19 protein-coding genes and 1 pseudogene are annotated in these 23412 nt (G+C 42.1%); all 20 read right to left on the bottom strand.

Annotated elements, in window-relative coordinates:
• Nucleotides 1–2: 2 nt before the first annotated feature.
• The 20 genes and pseudogenes from Q0E08_RS05615 to Q0E08_RS05710 all read right to left on the bottom strand — a co-directional run bounded on the left by Q0E08_RS05615 (nucleotide 3) and on the right by Q0E08_RS05710 (nucleotide 23359).
• Complete coding sequence (locus tag Q0E08_RS05615; RefSeq protein ID WP_294777836.1) at nucleotides 3–614, bottom strand: MBL fold metallo-hydrolase; 612 nt, start codon at nucleotides 612–614, stop codon at nucleotides 3–5.
• Nucleotides 614–1066 (bottom strand): D-aminoacyl-tRNA deacylase, encoded by a 453-nt coding sequence (gene dtd, locus Q0E08_RS05620; protein WP_294777838.1) that lies wholly within the window; start codon nucleotides 1064–1066, stop codon nucleotides 614–616. Before dtd ends, Q0E08_RS05615 begins: the two co-directional genes overlap by 1 nt.
• A gap of 21 nt (nucleotides 1067–1087) precedes the next feature.
• The gene (locus Q0E08_RS05625) at nucleotides 1088–3325 is read right to left on the bottom strand and encodes a bifunctional (p)ppGpp synthetase/guanosine-3',5'-bis(diphosphate) 3'-pyrophosphohydrolase (protein ID WP_294777840.1); all 2238 of its coding nucleotides are present in this window, start codon (nucleotides 3323–3325) and stop codon (nucleotides 1088–1090) included.
• Nucleotides 3318–5342 carry a single-stranded-DNA-specific exonuclease RecJ gene (recJ, locus tag Q0E08_RS05630; protein ID WP_294777842.1) on the bottom strand — a complete coding sequence of 675 codons (2025 nt, stop codon included), beginning with the start codon at nucleotides 5340–5342 and terminating at the stop codon, nucleotides 3318–3320. Before recJ ends, Q0E08_RS05625 begins: the two co-directional genes overlap by 8 nt.
• Entirely contained in the window at nucleotides 5342–5665 is a 324-nt protein-coding gene (gene hisE / locus Q0E08_RS05635; RefSeq protein ID WP_177662954.1) for a phosphoribosyl-ATP diphosphatase, read from the bottom strand. The genes recJ and hisE overlap by 1 nt, the downstream gene beginning before the upstream one ends.
• Nucleotides 5666–5679: 14 nt before the next feature.
• Nucleotides 5680–6009 (bottom strand): phosphoribosyl-AMP cyclohydrolase, encoded by a 330-nt coding sequence (gene hisI, locus Q0E08_RS05640; RefSeq protein ID WP_294777846.1) that lies wholly within the window; start codon nucleotides 6007–6009, stop codon nucleotides 5680–5682.
• Nucleotides 6009–6722, bottom strand: a complete 714-nt coding sequence (hisA, locus tag Q0E08_RS05645) for a 1-(5-phosphoribosyl)-5-[(5-phosphoribosylamino)methylideneamino]imidazole-4-carboxamide isomerase (RefSeq protein WP_294777848.1) — start codon at nucleotides 6720–6722, stop codon at nucleotides 6009–6011. The genes hisI and hisA overlap by 1 nt, the downstream gene beginning before the upstream one ends.
• Nucleotides 6722–7300, bottom strand: coding sequence for an imidazoleglycerol-phosphate dehydratase HisB (gene hisB / locus Q0E08_RS05650; RefSeq protein ID WP_294777849.1), 579 nt, complete (start codon nucleotides 7298–7300; stop codon nucleotides 6722–6724). The genes hisA and hisB overlap by 1 nt, the downstream gene beginning before the upstream one ends.
• A gap of 84 nt (nucleotides 7301–7384) precedes the next feature.
• Nucleotides 7385–8668 carry a histidinol dehydrogenase gene (gene hisD / locus Q0E08_RS05655; RefSeq protein ID WP_294777851.1) on the bottom strand — a complete coding sequence of 428 codons (1284 nt, stop codon included), beginning with the start codon at nucleotides 8666–8668 and terminating at the stop codon, nucleotides 7385–7387.
• An 11-nt stretch (nucleotides 8669–8679) separates the two neighbouring features.
• Nucleotides 8680–9327 carry an ATP phosphoribosyltransferase gene (gene hisG, locus Q0E08_RS05660; RefSeq protein ID WP_290912892.1) on the bottom strand — a complete coding sequence of 216 codons (648 nt, stop codon included), beginning with the start codon at nucleotides 9325–9327 and terminating at the stop codon, nucleotides 8680–8682.
• Between the two features lie 6 nt (nucleotides 9328–9333).
• Nucleotides 9334–10293 (bottom strand): annotated as a pseudogene (gene hisZ, locus Q0E08_RS05665) (ATP phosphoribosyltransferase regulatory subunit); the annotation flags it as partial.
• Nucleotides 10294–10403: 110 nt separating this feature from the next.
• A complete protein-coding gene (locus Q0E08_RS05670) occupies nucleotides 10404–14342 on the bottom strand; it encodes a PolC-type DNA polymerase III (protein WP_294777853.1) in 3939 nt (1312 codons plus the stop codon).
• Nucleotides 14342–15385, bottom strand: a complete 1044-nt coding sequence (ispG, locus tag Q0E08_RS05675; protein ID WP_294777855.1) for a flavodoxin-dependent (E)-4-hydroxy-3-methylbut-2-enyl-diphosphate synthase — start codon at nucleotides 15383–15385, stop codon at nucleotides 14342–14344. The genes Q0E08_RS05670 and ispG overlap by 1 nt, the downstream gene beginning before the upstream one ends.
• Nucleotides 15386–15402: 17 nt before the next feature.
• Complete coding sequence (locus Q0E08_RS05680; RefSeq protein ID WP_294777857.1) at nucleotides 15403–16434, bottom strand: RIP metalloprotease; 1032 nt, start codon at nucleotides 16432–16434, stop codon at nucleotides 15403–15405.
• Nucleotides 16434–17582 (bottom strand): 1-deoxy-D-xylulose-5-phosphate reductoisomerase, encoded by a 1149-nt coding sequence (locus Q0E08_RS05685; protein ID WP_294777860.1) that lies wholly within the window; start codon nucleotides 17580–17582, stop codon nucleotides 16434–16436. Before Q0E08_RS05685 ends, Q0E08_RS05680 begins: the two co-directional genes overlap by 1 nt.
• 13 nt (nucleotides 17583–17595) lie before the next feature.
• Nucleotides 17596–18474 carry a phosphatidate cytidylyltransferase gene (locus tag Q0E08_RS05690; RefSeq protein WP_294777862.1) on the bottom strand — a complete coding sequence of 293 codons (879 nt, stop codon included), beginning with the start codon at nucleotides 18472–18474 and terminating at the stop codon, nucleotides 17596–17598.
• Between the two features lie 4 nt (nucleotides 18475–18478).
• Nucleotides 18479–19207, bottom strand: coding sequence for a polyprenyl diphosphate synthase (uppS, locus tag Q0E08_RS05695; protein ID WP_294777863.1), 729 nt, complete (start codon nucleotides 19205–19207; stop codon nucleotides 18479–18481).
• 69 nt (nucleotides 19208–19276) lie between these two features.
• Nucleotides 19277–19831: a ribosome recycling factor gene (gene frr / locus Q0E08_RS05700; RefSeq protein ID WP_294777865.1), complete on the bottom strand. Its 555-nt coding sequence runs from the start codon at nucleotides 19829–19831 to the stop codon at nucleotides 19277–19279.
• A gap of 25 nt (nucleotides 19832–19856) precedes the next feature.
• Complete coding sequence (gene pyrH, locus Q0E08_RS05705) at nucleotides 19857–20570, bottom strand: UMP kinase (RefSeq protein WP_290913030.1); 714 nt, start codon at nucleotides 20568–20570, stop codon at nucleotides 19857–19859.
• Between the two features lie 146 nt (nucleotides 20571–20716).
• A complete protein-coding gene (locus tag Q0E08_RS05710; RefSeq protein WP_294777868.1) occupies nucleotides 20717–23359 on the bottom strand; it encodes a leucine-rich repeat protein in 2643 nt (880 codons plus the stop codon).
• Between the last annotated feature and the right edge of the window lie 53 nt (nucleotides 23360–23412).

The raw sequence follows: 23412 nt of genomic DNA on the forward strand, positions 1-23412 counted from the left end.
AATCATTTCATATAAGGATTATTTTTGCGTTCAAAATCAAGGGTTGTAAGGTTATTGTGACCGGTATACACCTTATAGTCACCGTCAAGTGCTTTGAGTTTTTGAAGTGATGACATCATTTGCTCGGGAGAGCCTGACGGAAAATCGGTTCTGCCGCACGAGCAATAAAACAAAGTGTCACCCGAAAAAATGCAGTTTTCTGCAATATAGCAAACACTTCCCGAAGTGTGCCCCGGTGTAGCCATAACCTTGATTTTAGTTTTGCCCAAAGTGATTTCATCGCCGTCTTTAACTATTATATCCGCATCAACATTGTTTTGCGGAGCATTACAAAATACAGCAAGAGAAAGCTTTGCCGAGTTCAGCATAGGCTCGTCCTCTTTGCTGATGACAACCTGTGCACCGTATTTTTCCTTAACACTTTTTACGCCGATAATATGGTCAAAGTGGCCGTGGGTCAAAAGTATATATTTAAGGTCGGTATCACCGATCATATCAATCATTTTTTGACTGAATTCGTTGCAATCGACAAGTGCACTTTGATTTGTTTTTTCATCAATTATAAGGCTGCAATTATTATCCATTGAGCCGAATTTTTCACTGATTACTTTCATTAATGAAGCTCCTTTGAATCAAGAAGAATTGTAACGGGACCGTCATTGAGAAGTTCAACAGCCATATCTGCACCAAACTCGCCTGTTTCAACTCTTTGAACCCCTGCGTCTTTCATACCCTGAACAAAATATTCATAAAGTGCATCAGCCGCATCCGGCGGTGCGGAGTTTATAAACGACGGTCGTCTGCCGTGCGAACAATCGGCAAGAAGTGTAAACTGCGACACAACGAGAGCCTCACCGTTTACATCAAGCAGGCTTTTATTCATTTTGCCGTTTTCATCTTCAAAAATGCGAAGAACCGGAACTTTTTTAAGAAGTTTATCCGCATCTGCCTCGGTGTCACCCTGCTGTACGCCCAAAAGAATCATAAAGCCTTGATTGCAGGCACCGACTAAATTGCCGTCAATTTTTACACTTGCATATTTTACGCGTTGAATTACTGCTTTCATATTTTTCTCCGAAATTATTTTTTACTGATCGCTTCGTTCAATAAGATATACGCCGTCTATCTTGTTAAGAAGCTTAATGATAGCGTCAAGATGTTCCTTATTGTTTACCGTAATACTCATTGAAGTTAGGCAGTTGCCGTCATTAATCGGACGGGCATTGATAGAGTGCATCTTTACATGAGCGTTGGCAATGGTTGTTGTAATATCAAGCACTACGCCGTCACGGTCAATGGCATATACATTGAGTGAACTGCGAGCCTCAACCTTAACCTTGCTGTCCCAATGAGCGTTTATCCAGCGTTCCGGCTCTGCACAATTTTCCAAATCAACAGGAACATTTTTGCAGTCCCTGCGGTGAATGGTCAATCCGTGACCTCTTGTAATAAAGCCTATAATATTTTCACCCGGAAGCGGATTGCAGCATTTTGCCATATTAATAAGGCAATTATCTATTCCCTCAACGACAACACCGCCTGAGGACTTAGGTTCTCTGTTAACCTGAGTTACTGTATTTGTTGTAGGTACAGGAGCAGGTTCTTTCTCTTTCCAATTACGGTTATATTCGTCCTTAATTCCCGGCATAAGACGGGTAATCTGCACGCCGCCGTAACCGATAGCGGCATAAAAGTCCTCTATGCTGTCAAAATGCTGACGCTCGGCAATTTTCTTAACGAATTCCTCGTATTTATTACCCTCAAAACGCAAGAAGTTCTTTCTGAATTCATGATCAAGGTCCTGCTTGCCCTGAGTGATGTTTTCATCACGCTTTTCTTTTTTGAACCAAGCACGGATTTTTGAGCGTGCTTCACCTGTTTTTACGATTTTGAGCCAATCTCTCGACGGACCTTTGCCCTGCTGCTTTGATGTGATAATCTCCACAACCTGACCTGTACGAACAACAGTATCAAGCGGCACAATTCTGCCGTCTACCTTTGCACCGACCATTTTGTTGCCGACAGCCGAGTGAATAGCATATGCAAAGTCGATAACGGTTGAGCCTTTAGGAAGCGACTTTACATCACCTCGAGGAGTGAAAACATAAATTTCATCAATAGAAAGGTCACCCTTGATGGACATAACCATATCCTCGGCATTATCGGCAGAGTCACCGTTTTCAAGCACCTGATGAATCCACTGAAGCGAGGTATCAAAATTATCTTCTCCGCCTTTACCGATTTTGTATTTCCAGTGAGCGGCAATACCGTATTCGGCCGTACGGTGCATCTCCCATGTACGAATTTGAATTTCAAACGGAATACCTTTTTTGCTCAGTACAGTTGTGTGAAGAGACTGATACATATTAGGCTTAGGGGTTGAAATATAATCTTTAAATCTGCCCGGAAGCGGAGTGAACATATCGTGAACTATACCGAGAGCGTTATAGCAGTCAATCATAGAATCAACTATAATTCGAACGGCATAAATATCATAGATTTCTTCAAAGTTCTTGCCCTTAATATAAAGTTTACGGAAAATACCGTGAACGGATTTTACTCTTGAAGTAATCTGTGCACCCGGCATAATCGGCTCGATTTTTTCTTTAATCTGTGCCTTAATATCATCAAGAAACTCCTTGCCTTCTTCCATTTTCATGGAAAGAGAATTTTCAATTTCCTTATAAGCGTAAGGGTCAAGATAGCGGATAGCCAAATCCTCAAGTTCTTCCTTAACGGCACGGATACCGAGACGGTGAGCAATCGGAGCGTAAATTTCGAGAGTTTCAAGTGATTTTTCTCTTTGTTTATACGGCGGCATATGCTGAAGCGTACGCATATTATGAAGTCGGTCTGCAAGTTTGATAATGATAACCCGAACATCCTGGTTCATAGCAATAAACATTTTGCGGATATTCTCTGCCTGCACTTCTTCCTTGGTGGAAAGCGGAATTTTACCGAGTTTTGTTACGCCGTCAACAAGCACGGCAACTTCTTCGCCGAAATGCTCACGAATAAAATTAAGGTCGTATGTTGTATCTTCAACAACATCATGGAGAAGTGCACCTATTATACACTCATTGTCCATGCCGTAATCAAACAGAATTTTTGCAACGGCAACAGGGTGCATAATGTACGGCTCACCCGAACGGCGACGCTGATTTTTATGTGCTTCGTAAGCCAAATCATACGCTTTTTTGATAAGGTCGCTGTTATAATTCGGATTCTTTTTTACCTCTTCAAAGAATTCGTCAAACTTATCGTCGTAATCCTCTAACTTTATTTCTTGTTTTTTATCCTGTGTTATCTTTACTTCTTCACTCAATGTTTAATCTTCCCTTCAAAGCCTTGAGAATAGGTGTTTCTTCAAGGTTTACTTTTTCTTTTACAGTATTAAGGGTTATTCCTTTTTTATAATTAATCAGCCCGCCCTGTGAAAATGCCTTGAGTGCAAACATAAGTTTGCCGTAGGTCACATTGCTCTGAAGTCTGAAATACAAATCTTCAAGAGAATAAGGGTAGCCGTTATTTTTCTTTAAATACTTATACACAAGGGCACAATCCTCTCTGGTAGGATAAAGACTTTCGTCAACCTTGCCCGTATATCTGTACAAATCATAAGCCGATTTTTCTGCAAAATATTTATCCTCATCAAGTGACGACAGTCGAATATCAACCGCCTGAACAGACAAATACATTTTGCCGTTATATGCGTTTTTGCTCACCTTAACTGCAAGATTGAGTTCATCACCCGGTTTGTACGGAAAATCATTATACGGAGTTGAGAATTTTACAACTCTGATTTTTGTATCTTTTTTCTGCAAATCAAGGCGAATGTGCTTGCCCTCACTGAGAGGAGTTACACCCAAAAGCTTCAACTTATATATTCCGAAAACAGCTTGTGAATTACCTGCACCGTAAGGTTCAAGCACCGACAGAGAGTCTACCAAATCAAGATTGAGATAAGACGGAGCAAGTTTAAAATCAAGGGTAAGTTCAACCTGCGGCATAACGGGATAATTTTTAATGGCAAATTCGTTAATATCCGCCGAAAATTTTTCTATCATATCCTCTTTAAGCGTTATGCCTGCCGCAAGCGGATGTCCGCCAAACTGAATCATATCATCGCTGCAAGCGATGAGTGCTTCAAAAATATTAAATCCCTCAACGCTTCGTGCCGAACCGCGGGCAATACCGTTTTCATCAATACCGATAACAAAAGTAGGTTTGCCGTACTTTTCCAAAATATGAGCGGCAACAATGCCGATAACGCCGTGATGATAGCCTTTTCCCGCAACGACTATAACAGGAGAAGCCGCAAGACGCGGATTTTTTTTGATTTGTTTTTTTACATCTTCTATAATTTCCTGCTCCACCTGCTGACGGTTTGCATTTTCTTCATCAAGGAAATTACAAGCCGAAGCCGCCTGAGCGGCATCATCGCAAAGCAAAAATTCAACTGCTCTTTTGGCATCGCCCATTCTGCCCATTGCGTTTATTCTCGGGCAAATTTGAAACGCAATATCCTGAGAAGTGATTTCGTTTGAATTTCGTTTAATAAGCGGTGCAAGGGATTTGCGAGGATTGTTGTTTAGCTTTTGCAATCCACGGCGAACAAACGCTCTGTTTTCTTCTTTAAGCGGCATAACATCGGCAATTGTACCGATAGCCACAAGGTCTATATAGCGTTCCACAATATCTTCTACATTGTCTTCATCCATTGCAACGGCAAATTTGAAAGCAACGCCGACTCCGCAAAAATCACGAAAATCCATTGCATTATCCTCTCTGTGAGGATTGACAACCGCTTCCGCTCTCGGAAGTTTGCCGTCGGTGAGTTGATGGTGGTCGGTAACAACAAGCGACATACCGAGCTCATAAATATGCTCCGCCTCATCAAAGGCACTGATTCCGTTATCAACGGTGATAATGAGATTAACGCCCCACCGAGCAATTTCATCTATTGCGGAATTGTTCAAGCCGTATCCCTCTGTTTCTCTGCTCGGGATATAGTAACAAACATCGGCACCCTTACTACGCAGAAAATCCACAAGCAAAGTTGTGGATGTAACGCCGTCGCAGTCATAGTCGCCGTAAATGCAGATTTTGTCCCCGTTTTCTATCGCTTCGCTTACGGTAAAAATCGCCTCGTCCATATCTGCCATATCAAACGGTGACGAAAGCATAAATTCATCTGTCATAAAATTGACAACATCAAGATCGTCAACTATTCCTCGTGACACCATCAAAAAAGCAACAAACGGGTCAATATTAAATTTTTCGCTGATTTGGGAGGCACGCTCCTTATCAGCCTGCCTAATCACCCATTTTTTTATTGCCATTATGAATTTTTGTCTACCTTATGAAATTTCTTTAAATTGCCTGCTTTTTCTGCACGCTTTTGGAGAACCGCCTCAACATCTTCTATTGTAATATCCTCGTTTACCATCATAACAAGAGTGTGGTAAATAAGGTCGCAAATCTCGCCGACGGTTTCTTCCTTAACTCCGTTTTTTGCGGCGATAACCATTTCTGTACTTTCCTCACCGACTTTTTTTAATATTTTATCAAGTCCCTGTTCAAAAAGATAGCAAGTATATGAGCCTTCTTCCTTTGCGTCCTTTCTTGCAAGGATAGTTTCATAATCGTTTCTGATATAATCCATATTATTACCTTTCGTTAATCCGCTTTGTTAAAATCTATATTATTGAAAAAGCATGAATGATTACCCGTGTGGCAGGCAGCACCTGTTTGAACAACCTTAATTAAAAGTGTGTCGTCATCGCAATCGCCCTTTATATCGGTGATTTTTTGAAGATGACCCGAGGTTGCACCTTTGTTCCAAAGTTCCTGTCTGCTCCTCGACCAAAACCAAGTATAGCCGGTTTCAAGAGTTTTTTGCAGAGATTCCCTGTTCATATAGGCAAGCATAAGAACTTCACCCGTTGAGTCCTCCTGAACTATTGCGGGAATAAGCTCGCCTTTTTTAAAATACTTATCCAAATCCATTACTTACAAACCTCCACAGCCTGCTTTAAATCCAAAGTGCCTTTATAAATCGATTTGCCGCAAATAGCACCGTACAGTTTTTTATCTCTGAGAGCAACAATATCATCAATATTTGTAACGCCGCCGGATGCCGTAATGTCACACGATACGGCATTGTTGAGTTCAACAAGCTGTTCAACATTCGGTCCGCTCAAAGTGCCGTCCTTTGAAATATCGGTGTAGATAATTGTTTTGACGCCCATTGCTTCCATCTGCTTTGCAAGGTCGATATAATGAGTGTCCGAACCCTCTGTCCAACCCTCGGTTGCAACAAAGCCGTTTTTAGCATCAATGCCTACTGCGATAAGGTCACCGAATTCCTTAACAGCCTCTTTGACAAGTTCGGGATTTTTAAGAGCAACAGAGCCTAAAATCACTCTTGAAATATCGTTGTTTGCATAAAAATCAATATCAGCCATTGTGCGGATACCGCCGCCGATTTCAACTTTTAGCGGTGTTTGGCGGGCAACATCAATAAAGGTTTGAGAATTTACCCTCTCTTTTTTCAACGAACCGTCAAGATCTACCATATGCACCCATTCGGCACCTGCCTGAACAAAGCCGTTTGCAGTTTCAAGCACATCATCGGCAACCTGTTCGGCAGTTGCAAAATCGCCTTTAAAAAGTCTTACGGGCTTGCCGTCTATAATATCAATAGCGGGAAAAATTATCATTAAAGTACTCCTTTTGTTGAGAGCACTGAGCCGTCAACATTTTTTGTTACTGCTATTTTCATTGCATGTGCAACTGCCTTGAATATTGCTTCAATCTCGTGGTGAGCGTTTGAGCCGTAAAGCACATTGATATGAAGCGTAATTCCGCCGTTTACGGCAAAAGCACGCCAAAATTCCTCGGTCACACAATTTTCGTAATCGCCGCATTTTTCCTGCTTAAAGTCTGCATTAAATACCAAAAACGGACGGTTTGAAATATCAAGCGAAGCCTGTGCAAGGCTTTCATCCATAGGAATAAAAAATGTGCCGTAGCGTTCTATTCCGCTCATATCACCGAGTGCCTGTTTAAATGCCGTGCCGAGCACAATGCCTGTATCCTCAACGGTGTGATGAGTGTCTACATCAAGGTCGCCGCTTACATTTAGTTTTAAACCGAATCCGCCGTGAACGGCAAAAGCCGTAAGCATATGGTCAAAAAATCCGATACCTGTTGAAATGCTTACTTCTCCGCCGTCAAGATTGAGTTCGGCTTTTATCTGTGTTTCTTTTGTATTTCTTTCTACTGTTGCTGTACGCATAATATTTACCGTAATCTTTCTTTAACATATGTGACAGGCAAGTCGCGTCCTTTGACGGGATGGGCAAGCCACATCCCCTACAAATTATTCAAATCTTACCTTAATTGAATTTGCGTGAGCCGTAAGACCCTCTGTATCGGCAAGTTTGATAATATCATCTTTTGCCGCACGAAGCTCGGCAGGAGTGTAATAGATAAATGACGACTTCTTTACAAAGCTGTCTACTCCGAGAGGTGAGAAAAATCTTGCTGTGCCCGAAGTCGGCAAAACATGGTTTGGACCCGCAAAGTAATCGCCGAGAGGCTCCGGTGAGAAATTGCCGAGGAATACGGAGCCTGCGTTGTCTACCTTGCCGATATATTTAAGAGGCTCGGCAACGCATAGTTCGAGATGTTCGGGTGCAAGCTCGTTTGCAAAATCAATAGCCTGCTTCAAGTCCTCGCAAACAATAATTTCTCCGTAATTTTCAAGGCTTTCACGAATGATTTCCTGACGCTCGAGATTTTTAACCTGCTTTTCAATCTCATGTGCGGCAGCTCTTGCCAAATCAATAGATGTTGTAAGCAAAATAGCCGAAGCCATCTTGTCGTGCTCAGCCTGTGACATAAGGTCTGCCGCCAAAAAAGCAGGGTCTGCCGTTTTATCGGCTACAATAAGGATTTCGCTCGGACCGGCTACCATATCAATGTCAACCACACCGTAAAGGAGTTTTTTTGCGGTTGCAACAAATATATTACCCGGGCCTACTATTTTGTCTACCTTTGGAATTTTTTCCGTGCCGTATGCAAGAGCGGCAACTGCCTGAGCACCGCCTACAAGGTACACTCTGTCTACTCCGGCAACAGCAGCGGCAGCCATAATGTTAGGGTCTGGATTGCCGTCCTTTGCCGGTGGGGTTACCATAATAATTTCCTTAACTCCTGCGATTTTTGCAGGAATTGCATTCATCAAAACCGATGACGGATAAGCAGCAGTACCGCCCGGGACATAGATGCCGACTCTGTGAAGTCCACGAACTCTTTGACCCATAATAACTCCGCTCTCCTTGGTGGTCATCCAAGACTGCTGTGCCTGACGGAGATGAAAATCATATATATTATCCTTTGCTTTAATTATGGCAGACTTAAAGTCATCGTCTACCATATCAAGGTATTCCTGAAGTTCGTCCTTTTCGATAACGGATTTTTTAGGAACGCCGCCGTCAAATCTAACGGTGAATTCACGAACGGCATCATCGCCGTTTTCCTTAACCTCGTTGATAATGTTTGAAACGATGTTTAAGATTTTTTCATCGGTTTCACCGCTTCTTTTTTTAAGATTTTCTATTACGGCATATTCTGCTTTGCCGTTTGCCTTTGTAATTTTCATATTTCCTCCTATCAAACACGGGACGCAAGTTCCAAATCATTTAAAAATTCTTCAATTTCTGCCTTACGAAGTTTCATTGAAGCCATATTTACTATTACCCTTGCGGAAATCGGGAAGATGTCCTCAACAACCTCAAGTCCGTTTTCTTTAAGCGTTGAGCCGGTTTCTACAATATCGACTATACCGTCGGCAAGACCGAGAAGAGGAGCAAGTTCAACGCTGCCCTCAATCTTGATAACCTCGACATCCATACCCTTTGATTCAAAGAACTCCTTTGCAACTTTCGGGTACTTTGAAGCAACCGTTTTACGCTTATAACCCGAAAAGAAATCCGTTCCTTTTGGGCAGGCAAGAGCAAATTTGCATTTACCGATGTTAAGGTCGATAACCTCATAAAACGATGAGCCGTGCTCAACAATGGTGTCTTTGCCTACAATGCCGATGTCACACACGCCGTGTTCAACATATGTAATAACATCCGGTGCCTTTGACAGCACGGTTTCGTATTTATCAACAGGAAGAATAAGCCGTCTTCCCTTATTTTCAAGTTCTGCTGTGTCAAGCCCCATAGTTTTGAAAAGCTCAACCGTTTTTCGCTCCAATCTGCCTTTTGTAAGGGCGATACGAATAGGGCGTTCTACATTGATAACCTCACGCATAGCCTCACAAAGAGCAGACACCTCAACAGCAAAACCGATAGCCGGAGCAGGCATACCGAATTCACCGAGGAGATTATCATATCTGCCGCCGGAAAGAACAGAAATACCCGAACCTTCGGCGTAGCCGTGGAATATGATTCCCGTATAATAATTTGAACGGTTTACAAGACCGAGGTCGAGAATGATGTAATCTTTTAAGCCTTCATCACAGAGCCTATTGTAAACAGTTTGAAGATACAACAATGCCTGCTGAAACGCAGAATCGGAATACAACTTTTTTGCTTCATCAATAACAGATGCGTCGCCGAAAAGACGAGGTAATCTGCGAATTACCCTTGTTTCGGCAGTGTCACCGATTTTGTCAAGTAAGTCACCGAGTGCCGCATAATTCTTTGATTCAATATAATTTACAACATCGGCTCTAACACTTTGCGGAATATCCATTTTGCCGAGAACAACATTGAAAAATGCCGCATTGCCGATTTCGAGTTTAAAGGAATTGAGATTGCTTCTCTTTAAACTTTCAACAGCCATTTTAACTATTTCTATATCCGCATCAAATGAGCCGTCACCGATAAGTTCAACACCGCTTTGAGCAATTTCGCTCGGTCTGCCTGCCAAATCCTTTGCCCTGACAAATACAGGCTGACTGTAATATAGTCTTACCGGAAGTTCTTCGTTGTGAAGTCTGGTGGCAACCATACGGGCAATAGGCATGGTATTATCGGGACGCAAAACGGTTGTTCTGCCCTTTGAGTCGGACATCTTAAACATCATCTCCGACTCAATGCCGACATTGTCACTTTTGAACACATCAAAGTATTCGATAGCAGGAGTAATTACCTTTCTGTAATTATTTTCTTTAAACAGAACGGAAAGTTCGTGTTCGACCTTTCTTCTGTCGTCGCACTCCTCAAAAAGGTAATCTCTGCTGCCCTGCGGAGTAATTTTTGAATATCTTTTCATAGTTTTAAATGATATTTCCGTGGAAATACCGTCCTTTCCTATAGTTCACTTTAGTACGCTAATATGCTAACATAATAAAGTGAGCTTGTCAATAACAAATTTTATATAAGTTAAAATAGAGAAATCTGTGTAGTTTCGGGCAAATCGCCGAGAGCACCTGCCGCACGCAGTGCGTCAACAACGGATTTACCTACACCCGGCTCGTTTGCAAGGTCATCAGACGCAACAAAGCCGTCGGGATTTCGTTGAACAGCATCGGCAATGGCCTGTGCCGCAGTTTCGCCGATACCGTCAATAGCTGAAAACGGAAGTCGAATTTTTCCTTCCTCGATTTTATAAACTCGCCAATCGGATTTATTAAGGTCAACCGGCAGGAATTCATAACCACGGGCGAGCATCTCAATTACAATCTGCAAAACGACATATTGAGATTCCTCTTTGGCGGTTGCCTCATTACCCTTTAGCTTGATTTCGTTCATCTTGCGTTTAACGGCTTCCTTGCCCTGAACAGCCGCAACTGCATCAATCGCACCGCCTCGAACGGTAAAGAATGCACTGTAAAACTGAACAGGATAATAAATTTTATACCACGCAATACGAAGTGCGGCGATAACATAAGCCGCAGCGTGAGCTTTTGGGAACATATACTTGATTTTATAGCAGGAATCAATATACCACTGCTCAACGCCGATGGTTTTCATTCCCTCCTCATAAGGCGGAAGCTCCTTAGGGGCTTTACCCTTACGAGTGTATTCCATAATTTTGAAGCAATCTTTTTTTGTAAGAGGGGCTTCTTTGCCTGTTTCTCTTTCGTACGCTTCAAGTTTATGGATAAGATAAGTCATAATATCGTCACGGCATCCGATAACCTCTGAAATAGTGCAAGTGCCGTTATCGATAAGTTCCTGTGCGTTACCGAGCCATACATCGGTACCGTGTGACAGACCTGAAATTTGAAGCAAGTCGGCAAAGGTTTTTGGTTGTGCCTCTGTGAGCATACCGACAACAAACGGTGTACCCATTTCGGGAATTGCAAGTGTGCCGGTAGGGTTATCAATATCCTCAGGTGAAACACCGAGCGGTGCGCAAGAAGTTATAAGTTCGTAAAGTTTAGGGTCGCTCAAATCAACATCCATAACAGGAATACCCGTTGAATCCTCAAGGTATTTATACAGAGTCGGATTATCGTGACCGAGCTCGTCAAGTTTTAAAAGTGTGTCGTGAAGTGAATTCTTAAAGTCGAAGTGGGTTGTATATGTACCCTTTTTCTCATCATTTGACGGATACTGAATAGGTGTGAAGTCCTCAACCGTGTACTTGTCCGGAACAACAACCATTCCGCCCGGGTGCTGACCCGTTGTTCTTGTAATCTTGCCCTTGTCAATAAGGGTAGCAAGTCGCTCAACCTCGGCTCTCGGAATTGTTGAGAGCATACTGTTGCTTTCGGCAAGGTTTTCCTTTGCCTTTTCAACACGCTCACCTGTATATTTATCACGCTCACGGAAGTAATTGAGTACATAACCGTAAGCGGTTTTTTCTGCAATAGTGGACATTGTGCCTGCCTTGAACACATATTCCTTACCAAACAAAGTTTCGGTAAATCTATGAATTTGACCCTGAACTTCACCCGAGAAGTTAAGGTCGATATCAGGCTCTTTGTCACCGTCAAAACCAAGGAAGGTTTCAAACGGAATTTCGTGACCGTCACGCTTCATCGGTTCGCCGCATACAGGACAATCCTTTTTTGGCAAGTCAAAGCCTGAACCGTATTCACCGTTGAGGAAAAATTCGCTGTGTTTACATTTTTTACAATAATAATGCGGTGCAAGCGGATTAACCTCGGAAATACCGCCAAAATGAGCGGCAAGTGACGAACCTACGGAACCTCTTGAACCAACCAAATAACCTCGTCTTTCGCTTTCCTCAACAAGACGCTTAGCAATAACATAAAGCACGCCGTAACCGTGAGAAATGATTGAGTTAAGTTCCCTTTCAAGACGGGAAGCGACATATTCCGGAACAGGGTCGCCGTAAAGTTCTTTAGCGGTTGCCCAGCATTTTTCGGTAAGCTCATCATCAGCGCCCTCAATGTAAGGCTGATAAGTTCCCGGAGGGATAGGCGGAAGCTTGTCCTGAATCATATCGGCAATCTTGTTTGGATTGTCAACAACAAATTCCTTTGCTCTGTCGCCTGCCCAAGAAAAATCCTCAAGCATTTCGTCGGTTGTTTTGAAATAAAGCGGTGCCTGGTTGTCGGCATCGTCAAAGCCCTTTGACGCCATAACAATGGCACGAAGCTTTGAATCCTCGGGATTAAGAAAATGCACATCGCCCGTTGCAACAACCGGTTTGCCGAGCTTGTCCGCAAGTTCAACAACTTTTTTATTTATATTTATAAGGTCTTCTTCGGTATTTACCCTCCAATAAGGATTGTATTTCTGCTCTCCTCTTTTTGTTGTGATATACTCCTGATCGCTTGTGCGAAGCATAAATTCATTGTTACCGTTTGGCTGAATTTCCAAATAATCATAGAATTCTGCCAATTTCAAGAGTTCGTCATCAGACTTTCCTCTGAGGATTGCCTGAATAATCTCGCCCTGTTCACAGGCAGAGCCGATTAAAATATCATCTCGCTTTTCGGCAAGCATGGTTTTTGGAATAAGCGGACGGTTTTTAAATGTCTTTACATTTGAACTTGAAATAAGTTCATAAAGATTTTTTCTGCCTCGGTGGATTATACCGTCCTCAGGTTCATCCATAACAGGTCGCCAATTTTCATCAAGACGCATAGGCATAGTGTTATCAGCCTTGACAAGCAAAATAATATGATGGCGTTGGAAATCCCTTGACTTCATATTCATAAAATCGGGATAAAGAGTATCGTCAACCAAATATCCTTCCATACCTAAAATAAGCTTGATACCCTTTGATTTTGCCGTGGCATATGCTTCCGGCAAAGCCTGAACAACGCCGTGGTCTGTGATTGCAACGGCTCTGTGACCCCATTTTGCCGCACGCTCAACAAGTTTTGACACCGGAGTCATACCGTCCATTTCAGACATTGAGCTGTGCATATGGAGTTCAACCCTTTTTTCTTCTGCCGTATCCTGCTTTTCAATCTTTTTGATTGACTCGATATGATTTGGCATAATGATATACTCATTAACATATGTATCGAGTTTGTAAAGACCGCTTATAAGAATTGTTCCCGCCGCTTCAAGATTTTTGATTATAGGGTCGATAATGCCCTTCTTTTCAAATATCTTAACCGATACGGACGAACTTTGGTCCGTTACACAAAAAGTCAAAATTCGTGAATCGCCACGCTTTGTGTCACGAACATCAAGATTGAAAATATCGCCCCAAACGGTTACAAAGCCGTCATCGGGTCTGATTTCTTTAATAGGTTTTGGCAAATCCTTAATCGGTCTGCCCATAATCTGTTTGCGTGTATCGGCATAAAGCGGCAAATCTCCAAGCTGAACATGTGGAACATACTTTTCTTTTTCGGCTTCCTCTTTTGCCTTTTCTGCCGCCTTTTCTTCTGCCGCCTTGCGAACGGCTTGTTCCATATCAAAGGTTTCAACCTCCAAAAAAGCAACATCATCAAGGTCAACATCAAACATATCGTAAACGGCACGGAGAATTTCTTTATTAACATTTTGGCTTTCAAGCAGTTCTTTGCCGCCGTTTTTGAGGCAAACGGTGAGAATATTATCCTCGATTTCGGCATCGGCATTGTCAAAAAATCCGTTTACAACGGGATTGAGTGCACCGATTTTTGAAAGCACAACAGAAACGGTTTCCGTGCTGAAAAGACTGCTTGGATATTTTATATTAAGTACAGCATTTTCAAGCTGCAAATTTTTTACAAGTGATTTTTGAATACGGTCTATAACCGAATAATCAACGGTTTTATCAAGGAGCACGCCGAGTTCAAGCATGCGTGCCTCACGATAAACGGCAAATCGTGTGATTTCACCGCTGCCGACAAGTGCCAAATCACTGCCGTCGATATATTGAGAAAAATAATCGTAAATTCTTGCCATTATAATTTGTCTATCTCTTTCATCAATTCGTCTAATAATTCATTTTCGGGAACTTTGCGGAGAATTTCGCCTTTTTTGAAAATGAGTCCGCATCCGTCACCGCCCGCAACTCCGATGTCTGCCTCTTTTGCTTCGCCCGGACCGTTAACAATACAACCCATAACGGCAACGGTAATAGGCTTTTTGCAATCACGAAGTCGCTCTTCAACCTGCTTTGCAAGACCTACAAGGTCAATTCTTGTTCTGCCGCAGGTCGGGCATGAAACAAGGTACGGACAATCGGTTTTAAGTCCGATAGCTTTTAATATATCCTGTGCGGCATAAACCTCTTTTATAGGGTCATCGGTAAGGCTTACACGGATAGTGTCGCCTATTCCGTGAGTAAGGAGCGAGCCGATGCCAACAGCGGATTTGATAATACCCATACGCTCCGTACCTGCCTCTGTTACACCGAGGTGGAGAGGATAATTGCAATTTTCAGCCGCAAGTTCATACGCTTTAATCATAGTATTTACATTTGAAGATTTGATTGAAATAACAATATCGTCAAAATCAAATCTTTCAAGAAGCGAAGCGTGATAAAGTGCAGACTCTACCATAGCTTCGGGAGTCGGAGAACCGTATTTTGCAAGGATATGCTTTTCAAGAGAACCGGAATTAACGCCGATTCTGATAGGAAGTCCTTTTTGCTTGCAAATATCGGCAACAGCTTTTACCCTATCCTCCGAGCCGATATTGCCCGGATTGATACGGATTTTGTCTATTCCTCTTTCTGCCGCACCGAGAGCCAACTTATAATCAAAGTGAATATCGGCTACAAGCGGCACGGTAGTTGCCTTTTTAATAGGCTCAACAAGTGCGAGAGCCTCCTCATTAGGAATTGCAAAGCGGATAATCTGACATCCTGCTTTTTCAAGCTCAACAGCCTGTTTAACGGAGCCGTCAATATCTGTTGACGGAACATTAAGCATACTTTGCACCAATACAGGGCTGTCACCGCCAAGAAAGGTATTGCCTATTTTTATTTTTTTAGAAGTTCTCATAATCTACTCCCTAATATCTAAAACAATTTTGTTATATCCGAAAATGTAACCAAGCACATCAGTCCGAGCAAAGCCGCAAGACCGATTGCATTTATCATCCATTCAAATTTTTGCGGAAGCTTTTTCCTGAATATTCCCTCATAAAGGAGAATAAACAATCTCCAACCGTCAAGTGCCGGGAACGGGAACAGGTTGAAAAGTCCGATATTGATAGTAAGCAATGCCATAATTCTAAATGTAGAAGTCAGGCTCATCTTTACTGCACCGGACACTACGCTTACCGCTCCGACAGGTCCGCTCATATCCGACAGACCGTATCTGCCGACAATCAAATCGTGGAGCGACAGGAATATCATCCTGCAAAAAGACATAAACTCTCTGCCCGTTTCCTTTAAAACATTGGGCACGGTCTTTTTTACACCGTAGAGGTAAAAATCCATATCAATATAATTTTTGCCGTCAATCTTTTGAGTGTTGAATTTGACATTAACGGTTTTTGTTTTGCCGTCACGCTTAATCAAAAATTCAGCATTGCCGTCCTCACTTCTTGAAAAACCGGTGCTTATATCCGTGGTTGTATAAACACGCATACCGTCTATTGCAAGAATTCTGTCACCCTCCTGCAAGTAAGCGTTTGACACAGCGTCCTTGTCAAAATCGGCAATAACGGGAATACCCACAAGCTCCTGCGAGCACACCATACCGAGTATAATAAGAACGCCCAGCACCAAGTTCATAATTGCTCCGTTGACAACAACGAATATACGCTGAATAACTTTTTTGTTGGCAAATGAATTTTTGTCATCGCTTTCGCCGTCTTCACCCTCCATAGCACAATAACCGCCGAAAAGGATCAGACGAAGTGTAAACTTTGTATCATTTTTAGTAAATTGAAATATCTTAGGACCCATACCGATTGAAAACTCGTTAACCTTGATTTTCATCAGTTTGGCGGCAAAAAAGTGACCGCCCTCGTGAACTATAATAATCAATTCAAAGAAAAGAATTGCAATCAATATGGGATAAACGGTTTGCCAAATGTGTGACATTACTTCACGCACTCCAATACATAATCTCTTGCCTTGCGGTCGGCTTCAAGCACATCCTCCAAAGTAAAATCGGATTTGCTGTCTGCCCTGAACATAGCCTCGTTATTAAGATATGCAATATCGGTAAATTTAATTTTACCGTTTAAGAAAAGCTTTACACTTTCTTCGTTGGCACCGTTTGCGGCGGCAGGATAAAGTCCGCCTTTTTCAATCGCATCCTTGCAAACATTGATGCACTTAAAGGTTTCGTAATCAGGCTCAAAGAAGGTCAATTTACCGTAATCCGCAAGAGAAAGTTCTCCGACAGGACTCGGCACTCTCTCGGGATAAGTGAGCGCGTACTGAATAGGGATACGCATATCGGGCACACCGAGCTGAGCAATCATTGAATTGTCTTGATACACAATGGCGGAATGAACCACCGATTCTCTGTGAACGACAATTTCAATATCTTCATTCGGCATATCAAAAAGCCACTTAGCCTCAATAAATTCAAGACCTTTGTTCATCATTGTAGCACTGTCGATGGTGATTTTTGCACCCATATCCCAATTAGGATGTTTGAGTGCATCGGCAGGAGTAACATTTTCAAGTTCTTTGAGAGTTTTGCCGAAAAACGGTCCGCCCGAAGCGGTAAGAATAATTTTTTTAATTGCTTCCTTTTTAGGTGAGCCTTGCATAGCCTGAAAAATAGCCGAATGCTCACTGTCAACGGGAAGAATGGAAACACCGTTTTCTTTTGCAAGATTTGTTACCAAATGACCGCCCGCAACAAGCGTTTCTTTGTTGGCAAGTGCAATAGTCTTTTTGGCTTTTATAGCCTCCAAAGTCGGTTGAAGCCCAACCATACCGACAACCGAATTGAGAACGGTATCCGCTCCGTCATAGGTTGCACATTCGATAAGACCGTCCATACCGCTGACAACCTTTGTATCGGTGTCTGCAATTTTTATTTTGAGTTCCTTTGCGGCTTCCTCATTCATCATACAAACAAGTTCCGGTTTAAACTCCCTTATTTGATTTTCGATAACATCAACACGGGAGTTTGCCGTTAAGCATTTTATGTTATAACCCTGAAGTCTTGCAACATCAAGGGACTGAGTACCGATTGAACCGGTTGAACCCAAAAGAGAAATATTTTTTGTCATAATAAACACCTATTTATTTCATAGCATTATTAAAGATTTCTACCACGCAATATGTAAGCGGAATTGAGAAAAGCGATGAGTCAAATCTGTCCATAACTCCGCCGTGCCCCGGGAAAATTTTGCCGAAATCCTTAACATCAAAATTGCGTTTGAGAACAGAAGCCGAAAGATCGCCCATCATACTCAAAAACGATATAAACGGCTCTGCAATAAGGAGTGCCGTAACCATATGTTTGCCGAGCGGAACATATGCAAATTTGTTGTACAAAAGCATTGCCGCAACATTAAGAACAAACGATGCACAAATTCCGCACACGGCACCCTCTTTAGTCTTTTTAGGTGAAATATGAGGAGCCATTTTATGTTTGCCGAGTGCCATACCGCCGAGTTGAGCACCCGTATCCGTACCGAGAGCGGTAATAAGTCCGTAGAAAATAAGATAAACGCCGAGTTGAGCTTTGTAATCGTACATATCACGGAGCATACCGAACATTGAAAAGCCGTAAGGCACAGCGATTGAAGCGACAATGCTGACCGCTACATCCTCAAATTTTGTGTGCTCGTAATCAAAAATCATTGCAAGGAAAAATGCGATGATAACAATAACGGCAAATGCAAGCGGCGGAACGATTGAAATAAAGTGGCTCCACTTTTCAGCCGAAATCCACGGTTGCATAATATTTTCACTTGAAGTAAACGGAATAACTGCACCGACTGCCGTGCCCAAAATCACAATAAACTTGTTTGAAACCTTGGCGCACTTCATAATTTCATTTGCCGCAACAGCAGACAAAAATGCAATTACAATAATAAAAAGCGGTGTGTATATCTGCCAAACAACAACTGCAAGAAGTGCCAAAAGCACAACTGCGGTAATAACTCTTTGCTTCATAAAGTTAACCTCCGAATCTGCGGTTTCTGTTTTCAAAATCGGAAAGAGCCTTGTAAAGATCCTGTACCGAAAAATCAGGCCACATAACATCACTGTACCAAAACTCACTGTAAGCCGCCTGCCAGAGCAAGAAGTTTGAAAGTCTTTGCTCGCCCGACGGACGAATAATCAAATCACAATCCGGCACGGTATAAATGTTTTGGCTTATATCATCCTCGGTAATTTCCGTTTTACCGTCGGCAATAAGTTTGTTAACGGCATTTACAATTTCTTCTCTGCCGCCGTAATTAACGGCAAGAGCAATGTCACAGCCGGTATTGTTTTTGGTATCTTCCTCGGCTTCTTCCATAAGAGTGAGAATATCATCCGGAATGCCGTCTTTAAGCCCGATAAAGCGAAGCTTGTTATTTTCTGCGGCTGTAATATCCTCCTTTGCTTCAAGAAGATATTGCTTGAAAAGTCGCATAATAGCGTCTACTTCTTCTTTAGGTCTTTTCCAATTTTCGGTTGAAAAAGCATAGAATGTGGCATGTTTGATACCGAGTCTGCCGCATTCCTTTGAAATTGTACGGAATGTTTCGGCACCTTGTTTATGACCTGCCGTGCGTGGAAGTCCGCGTTTTTTTGCCCATCTTCCGTTGCCATCCATAATTATGCCGATATGCTCGGGAAGAATTTCAAACTGCGGTCTTTCAACAACAGCATTACTTTCTTTTTTTGAAAAAAGAGCCATTTTTTCTCTCCTTAAAAAAGTGTTATAGGGCGAAGCATAAGCGTCGCCCAAACATAATCAAAAATAAAATCAGATAGAAAGAATTTCGTCCTCTTTCTTCTTTGTCATTTCTTCTACTTTTTTGATGTACTTATCAGTAATGTCCTGAAGCTTCTTTTCACCGTCTTTTTGTTCATCCTCGGTGATTTCATTTGCTTTCTTGAGCTTCTTAACATCATCCATAGAATCACGGCGAACATTACGAACGGCTACCTTTGCTTCCTCGCCACGCTTTGATACATCCTTTACAAGAGTTTTTCTGTGCTCTTCTGTAAGCTGAGGGAATGTAAGGCGGATAACCTTGCCGTCGTTTTGAGGGTTGATACCGATTTCGGCAACATTGATTGCCTTTTCGATTTCTTTAAGCATTGAAGCGTCCCAAGGCTGAATTACAAGCATTCTCGGCTCAGGAACCGAAACAGCCGCCATTTGGTCGATTTTTGTAGGTGTGCCATAGTAGTCAACCATAACATTGTTGAGAACATTTGGGTTTGCTCTGCCGGCTCTGATTGTTGAAAAATCTCTGTCGAGAGAGTCAAGACATTTTTCCATTCTCTCGGTTGTTTTTGCAAAAATTGTATCCATAGTAAAAACCTCTCTTATGTGTTAATTATTGATTGTTGCTGACTGTTGTGCCGATTTTTTCACCGGATACAACACGCATAATATTGTCCGGGTCATTAAGATTAAAAACAATAATCGGCATATCGTTATCCTTACAAAGTGAAAATGCCGTTGAATCCATAACCTTAAGGTCACGGGTGATAACTTCCTGGAATGTAACATTGTCAAACTTAACGGCATCGTCAAACTTGTTAGGGTCCTTATCATAAACGCCGTCAACATTTGTTGCTTTGAGAAGTGCATCTGCATTGATTTCAACACTGCGAAGAGCAGCGGCAGTATCGGTTGAGAAAAACGGCGAACCTGTGCCGCAACCGAAAATAACGATTCTGCCCTTTTCAAAATGACGAATTGCCTTGTTGCGAATATAAGGCTCTGCGATTTGACGCATCTCAATAGCGGTTTGCACTCTTACATCTGCACCGAGCTGTTCCAAAGCATCGCAAAGAGCCAAAGAGTTCATTGCTGTTGCAAGCATACCGATATGGTCTGCTCTTGCACGATCCATATGTTCGCTTGTTCTGCCTCTCCAGAAGTTACCGCCGCCAACAACGATAGCAACCTCAACGCCCTCATCTGCAACTTTTTTAACAGCCTTGCAAATGCTGATTACGGTATCATTATCAATACCCTTGCCTGCGGCGCCTGCAAGTACCTCGCCGCTGAGTTTTAACAAAATTCTTTTATATGCTATGCCCATATAAAAAATCCTCCGTTACGCATAATTTCTTATATATAATAATATAAATTACTCTTAAAGTAAAGAAAATAAACAAAAATTAATAATTACAAATGTGTTACATTGAAAAAAGCCGTGAAAAACTCATGTTTCTCACGGCTGAAAAATCATTGATTATTACCTGCTGATTCTTCGGTTTTGTTTTTCTGTTCTTCCTTATATTTTAGATATTTTTTGTTAAGGTTATAAAGCAAAGCATAATCCTTTGCATTTATAATTCCGTCGGCATTTGCATCCATATACGAGGAATAATTTTGCCTTGTCCTATCCATAGAATCTCTATTGTAGTAATAATTATCCCACCAATAGAAAAGCTGCTTACCGGTTTGGGCATCGATGTCACCGCAGTGCTTACATGTATAAACTATGCTGTAAGGCTCTACTGTCAATTTATTTCCGACTGTAGTTGGAGCGGTTCCCTCATAAACACGCAAGGCTTTGTACTCATGACCGAGAGGAGAGCCCTGAACATTGCCCGAAGATTTTTTACACAATGTACAGGTATCAACATAAATTTCGCCGGTTAAACATGTTCCTTCCGTGATAACTGTGTGAGTGTAATAGCCTTCAATCCACTCTTTGTGCACAATCTCGGCATTTTGCTTTTGTCCGCAACGGGTACAAATAGGAGTTGAAAGCACATGACCCGGTTGATCCGGAAGTTCAACCTCATCGTTTTGATAATCATGTCCGAGTGCTTTGATTACATAATCATATTCTTCGCCGCAACGATGACAGACAGCATGTCCTGCACCGTCATTTTCACAATCGGCTTCTTTTGTAACAACCCTTGTACCTTGTTTTGCAAAATGTCCTTTTGCGTCAATCACATCTGTTTTTGTAGCGGAGCAACGAGAGCACTTGTATGTTTTTGAACCGGTTTCGGTACAGGTTGCGGCAACAGCCAAATCCTTTTGTTCAACATAATCGTGACCGAGTGCGTCCACAACATTATCACGCTTTGTGGCACCGCAAACGGTACAAGTGTAATTTGTTTGACCTTTTGTTGTGCAAGTCGGCTCGATTGTTTCGGTAGTTTCCCAAGTATGCTCACCCTTTGACGGAATTGTGACAGTTCTTGTTTCGTCACAAATATCGCACTTGTCACGCTCCACACCGTCTGTTGTGCATGTAACTTTTGCAACAATTGTAGGAGTATACTGACCCTCTACCCAAGCGGCATGAGTTATTTGTGTAGTTTGTTGACCGCAAACAGAGCAGGCATAAGTTTTGTATATATGACCGTCCGATTCGGTTTTGTCTTCTGTTTTTATAGGATGTTCGGTATCAATAGTATGACCTGTTTTTTCAATAGTTTCGGTTACATCCTGGTTGCAAACGGAGCAATGACCTGTTTTTGTACCCTCTTCAACGCAGGTAGGCTGTTTTGTAACAGTCCATTTGTCTACGGTATGACCGGCTTTTTGAACAACATTTCTCTGTGTTACACCGCAACCCTCAACGGTACAGGTATACTTTTCCCAACCCGACTGCGTACAGGTGGCGTTGCAATCATAATCGTAATAGCCCTTTACCCAAACATATTTTTTATTGACGGTTCCGCTGCCCTCGGCTTCAACATGAGTAAGAACAACATTTTCATATCCGCAGGTTTTACACTTTTCGTACTGACGAAGATGTCCGTCAACCTTGGTATCATCCGAAGTTGAAGTAACCTCATAATCGTGACCGGTTGCCGGTATAACTGTATCGGGAACAATAACCGTGTTACAATCGTCACAATATGTTTCCTGCAAGCCGTCCTCTGTGCAGGTTGCGGCTTTGATAACATTGATATGTGTATGCTCGTGCTTGCAGGCATCAAGTGCAACAAAAGTATAACCTCTGTTTTTTGCAAATGTTTCGGCAGTTGAGCCTGTAAAGCCGTGAACATTGAAATCCTGTGTTGATGTAAGCTTGGTATTGTTAAACGCAAGGTTTGTTATAGAACATTTTCTGTTGTAAATATATGCGTCGTAAAGATGGAAGCAATCGGCAAACGCACGCTCATCAATTGATACAATTTGATCAGGTAAACTGACTTCCGTAAGTCTTGTACAGTAAAATGCCCACTTATTAATGGTTTTTATACTCGGACCCCAATTAATGGTTGCAAGATTTGAGCAATTGTAAAAGCACTCTGTGGAAAGCTCGGTTGTACCGCTGCCGAATGTTACCTCACTGATACCCGTACAACCGACAAATGCACCCGCACCGAATGTTTTAAGGCTGTCGGGAAATGTCACTTTTTTGAGTGCAATACATCCGCGGAATGCGGCTGTGCCTATTTTTTGCAAGCCCTCAGGGAAATTAATATCGGTGAGTGAAACGCAATCACGAAACGCACCGTAAGAAGTTCCGTTATTACCGAGATATCCGCCTGTAACACCGTAGCCTCTGATTTCTTTTAGAGTTGACGGAAGCGATACTGAAGTAAGATTTGAACAATTATAAAAAGCGTAATCGCCTATTCCTGTAACGCCCTCGTTAATAACAACCTTTTTAATATTGTCTTTAAAATTAGACCACGGCACGGTTTTGTTTGTACCGATAGATGTATCTCTAAAATCGTACATATCACCTGTACCTAAAACGGTAAGGGTGCCGCTTGCTTTATCAAAGGAATATGTAAGGTCAACGCCCGGAACAGTAACAGCCGAAGCGTCTGCCACTATAACCGACATAAATGTTGTGAAGCAAAGCACAACACCGAGTATCAGCGACAAATACCTCTTTCCCAACTTTTTCATGTATATCACCAAACCTTGTTGCAAAATTATACATAATTATTTTACCACAGAAT

Origin of the sequence: uncultured Eubacterium sp. (genome assembly GCF_934561735.1) — a bacterium.
Taxonomy (GTDB): Bacteria; Bacillota; Clostridia; order Oscillospirales; family Acutalibacteraceae; genus Eubacterium_R.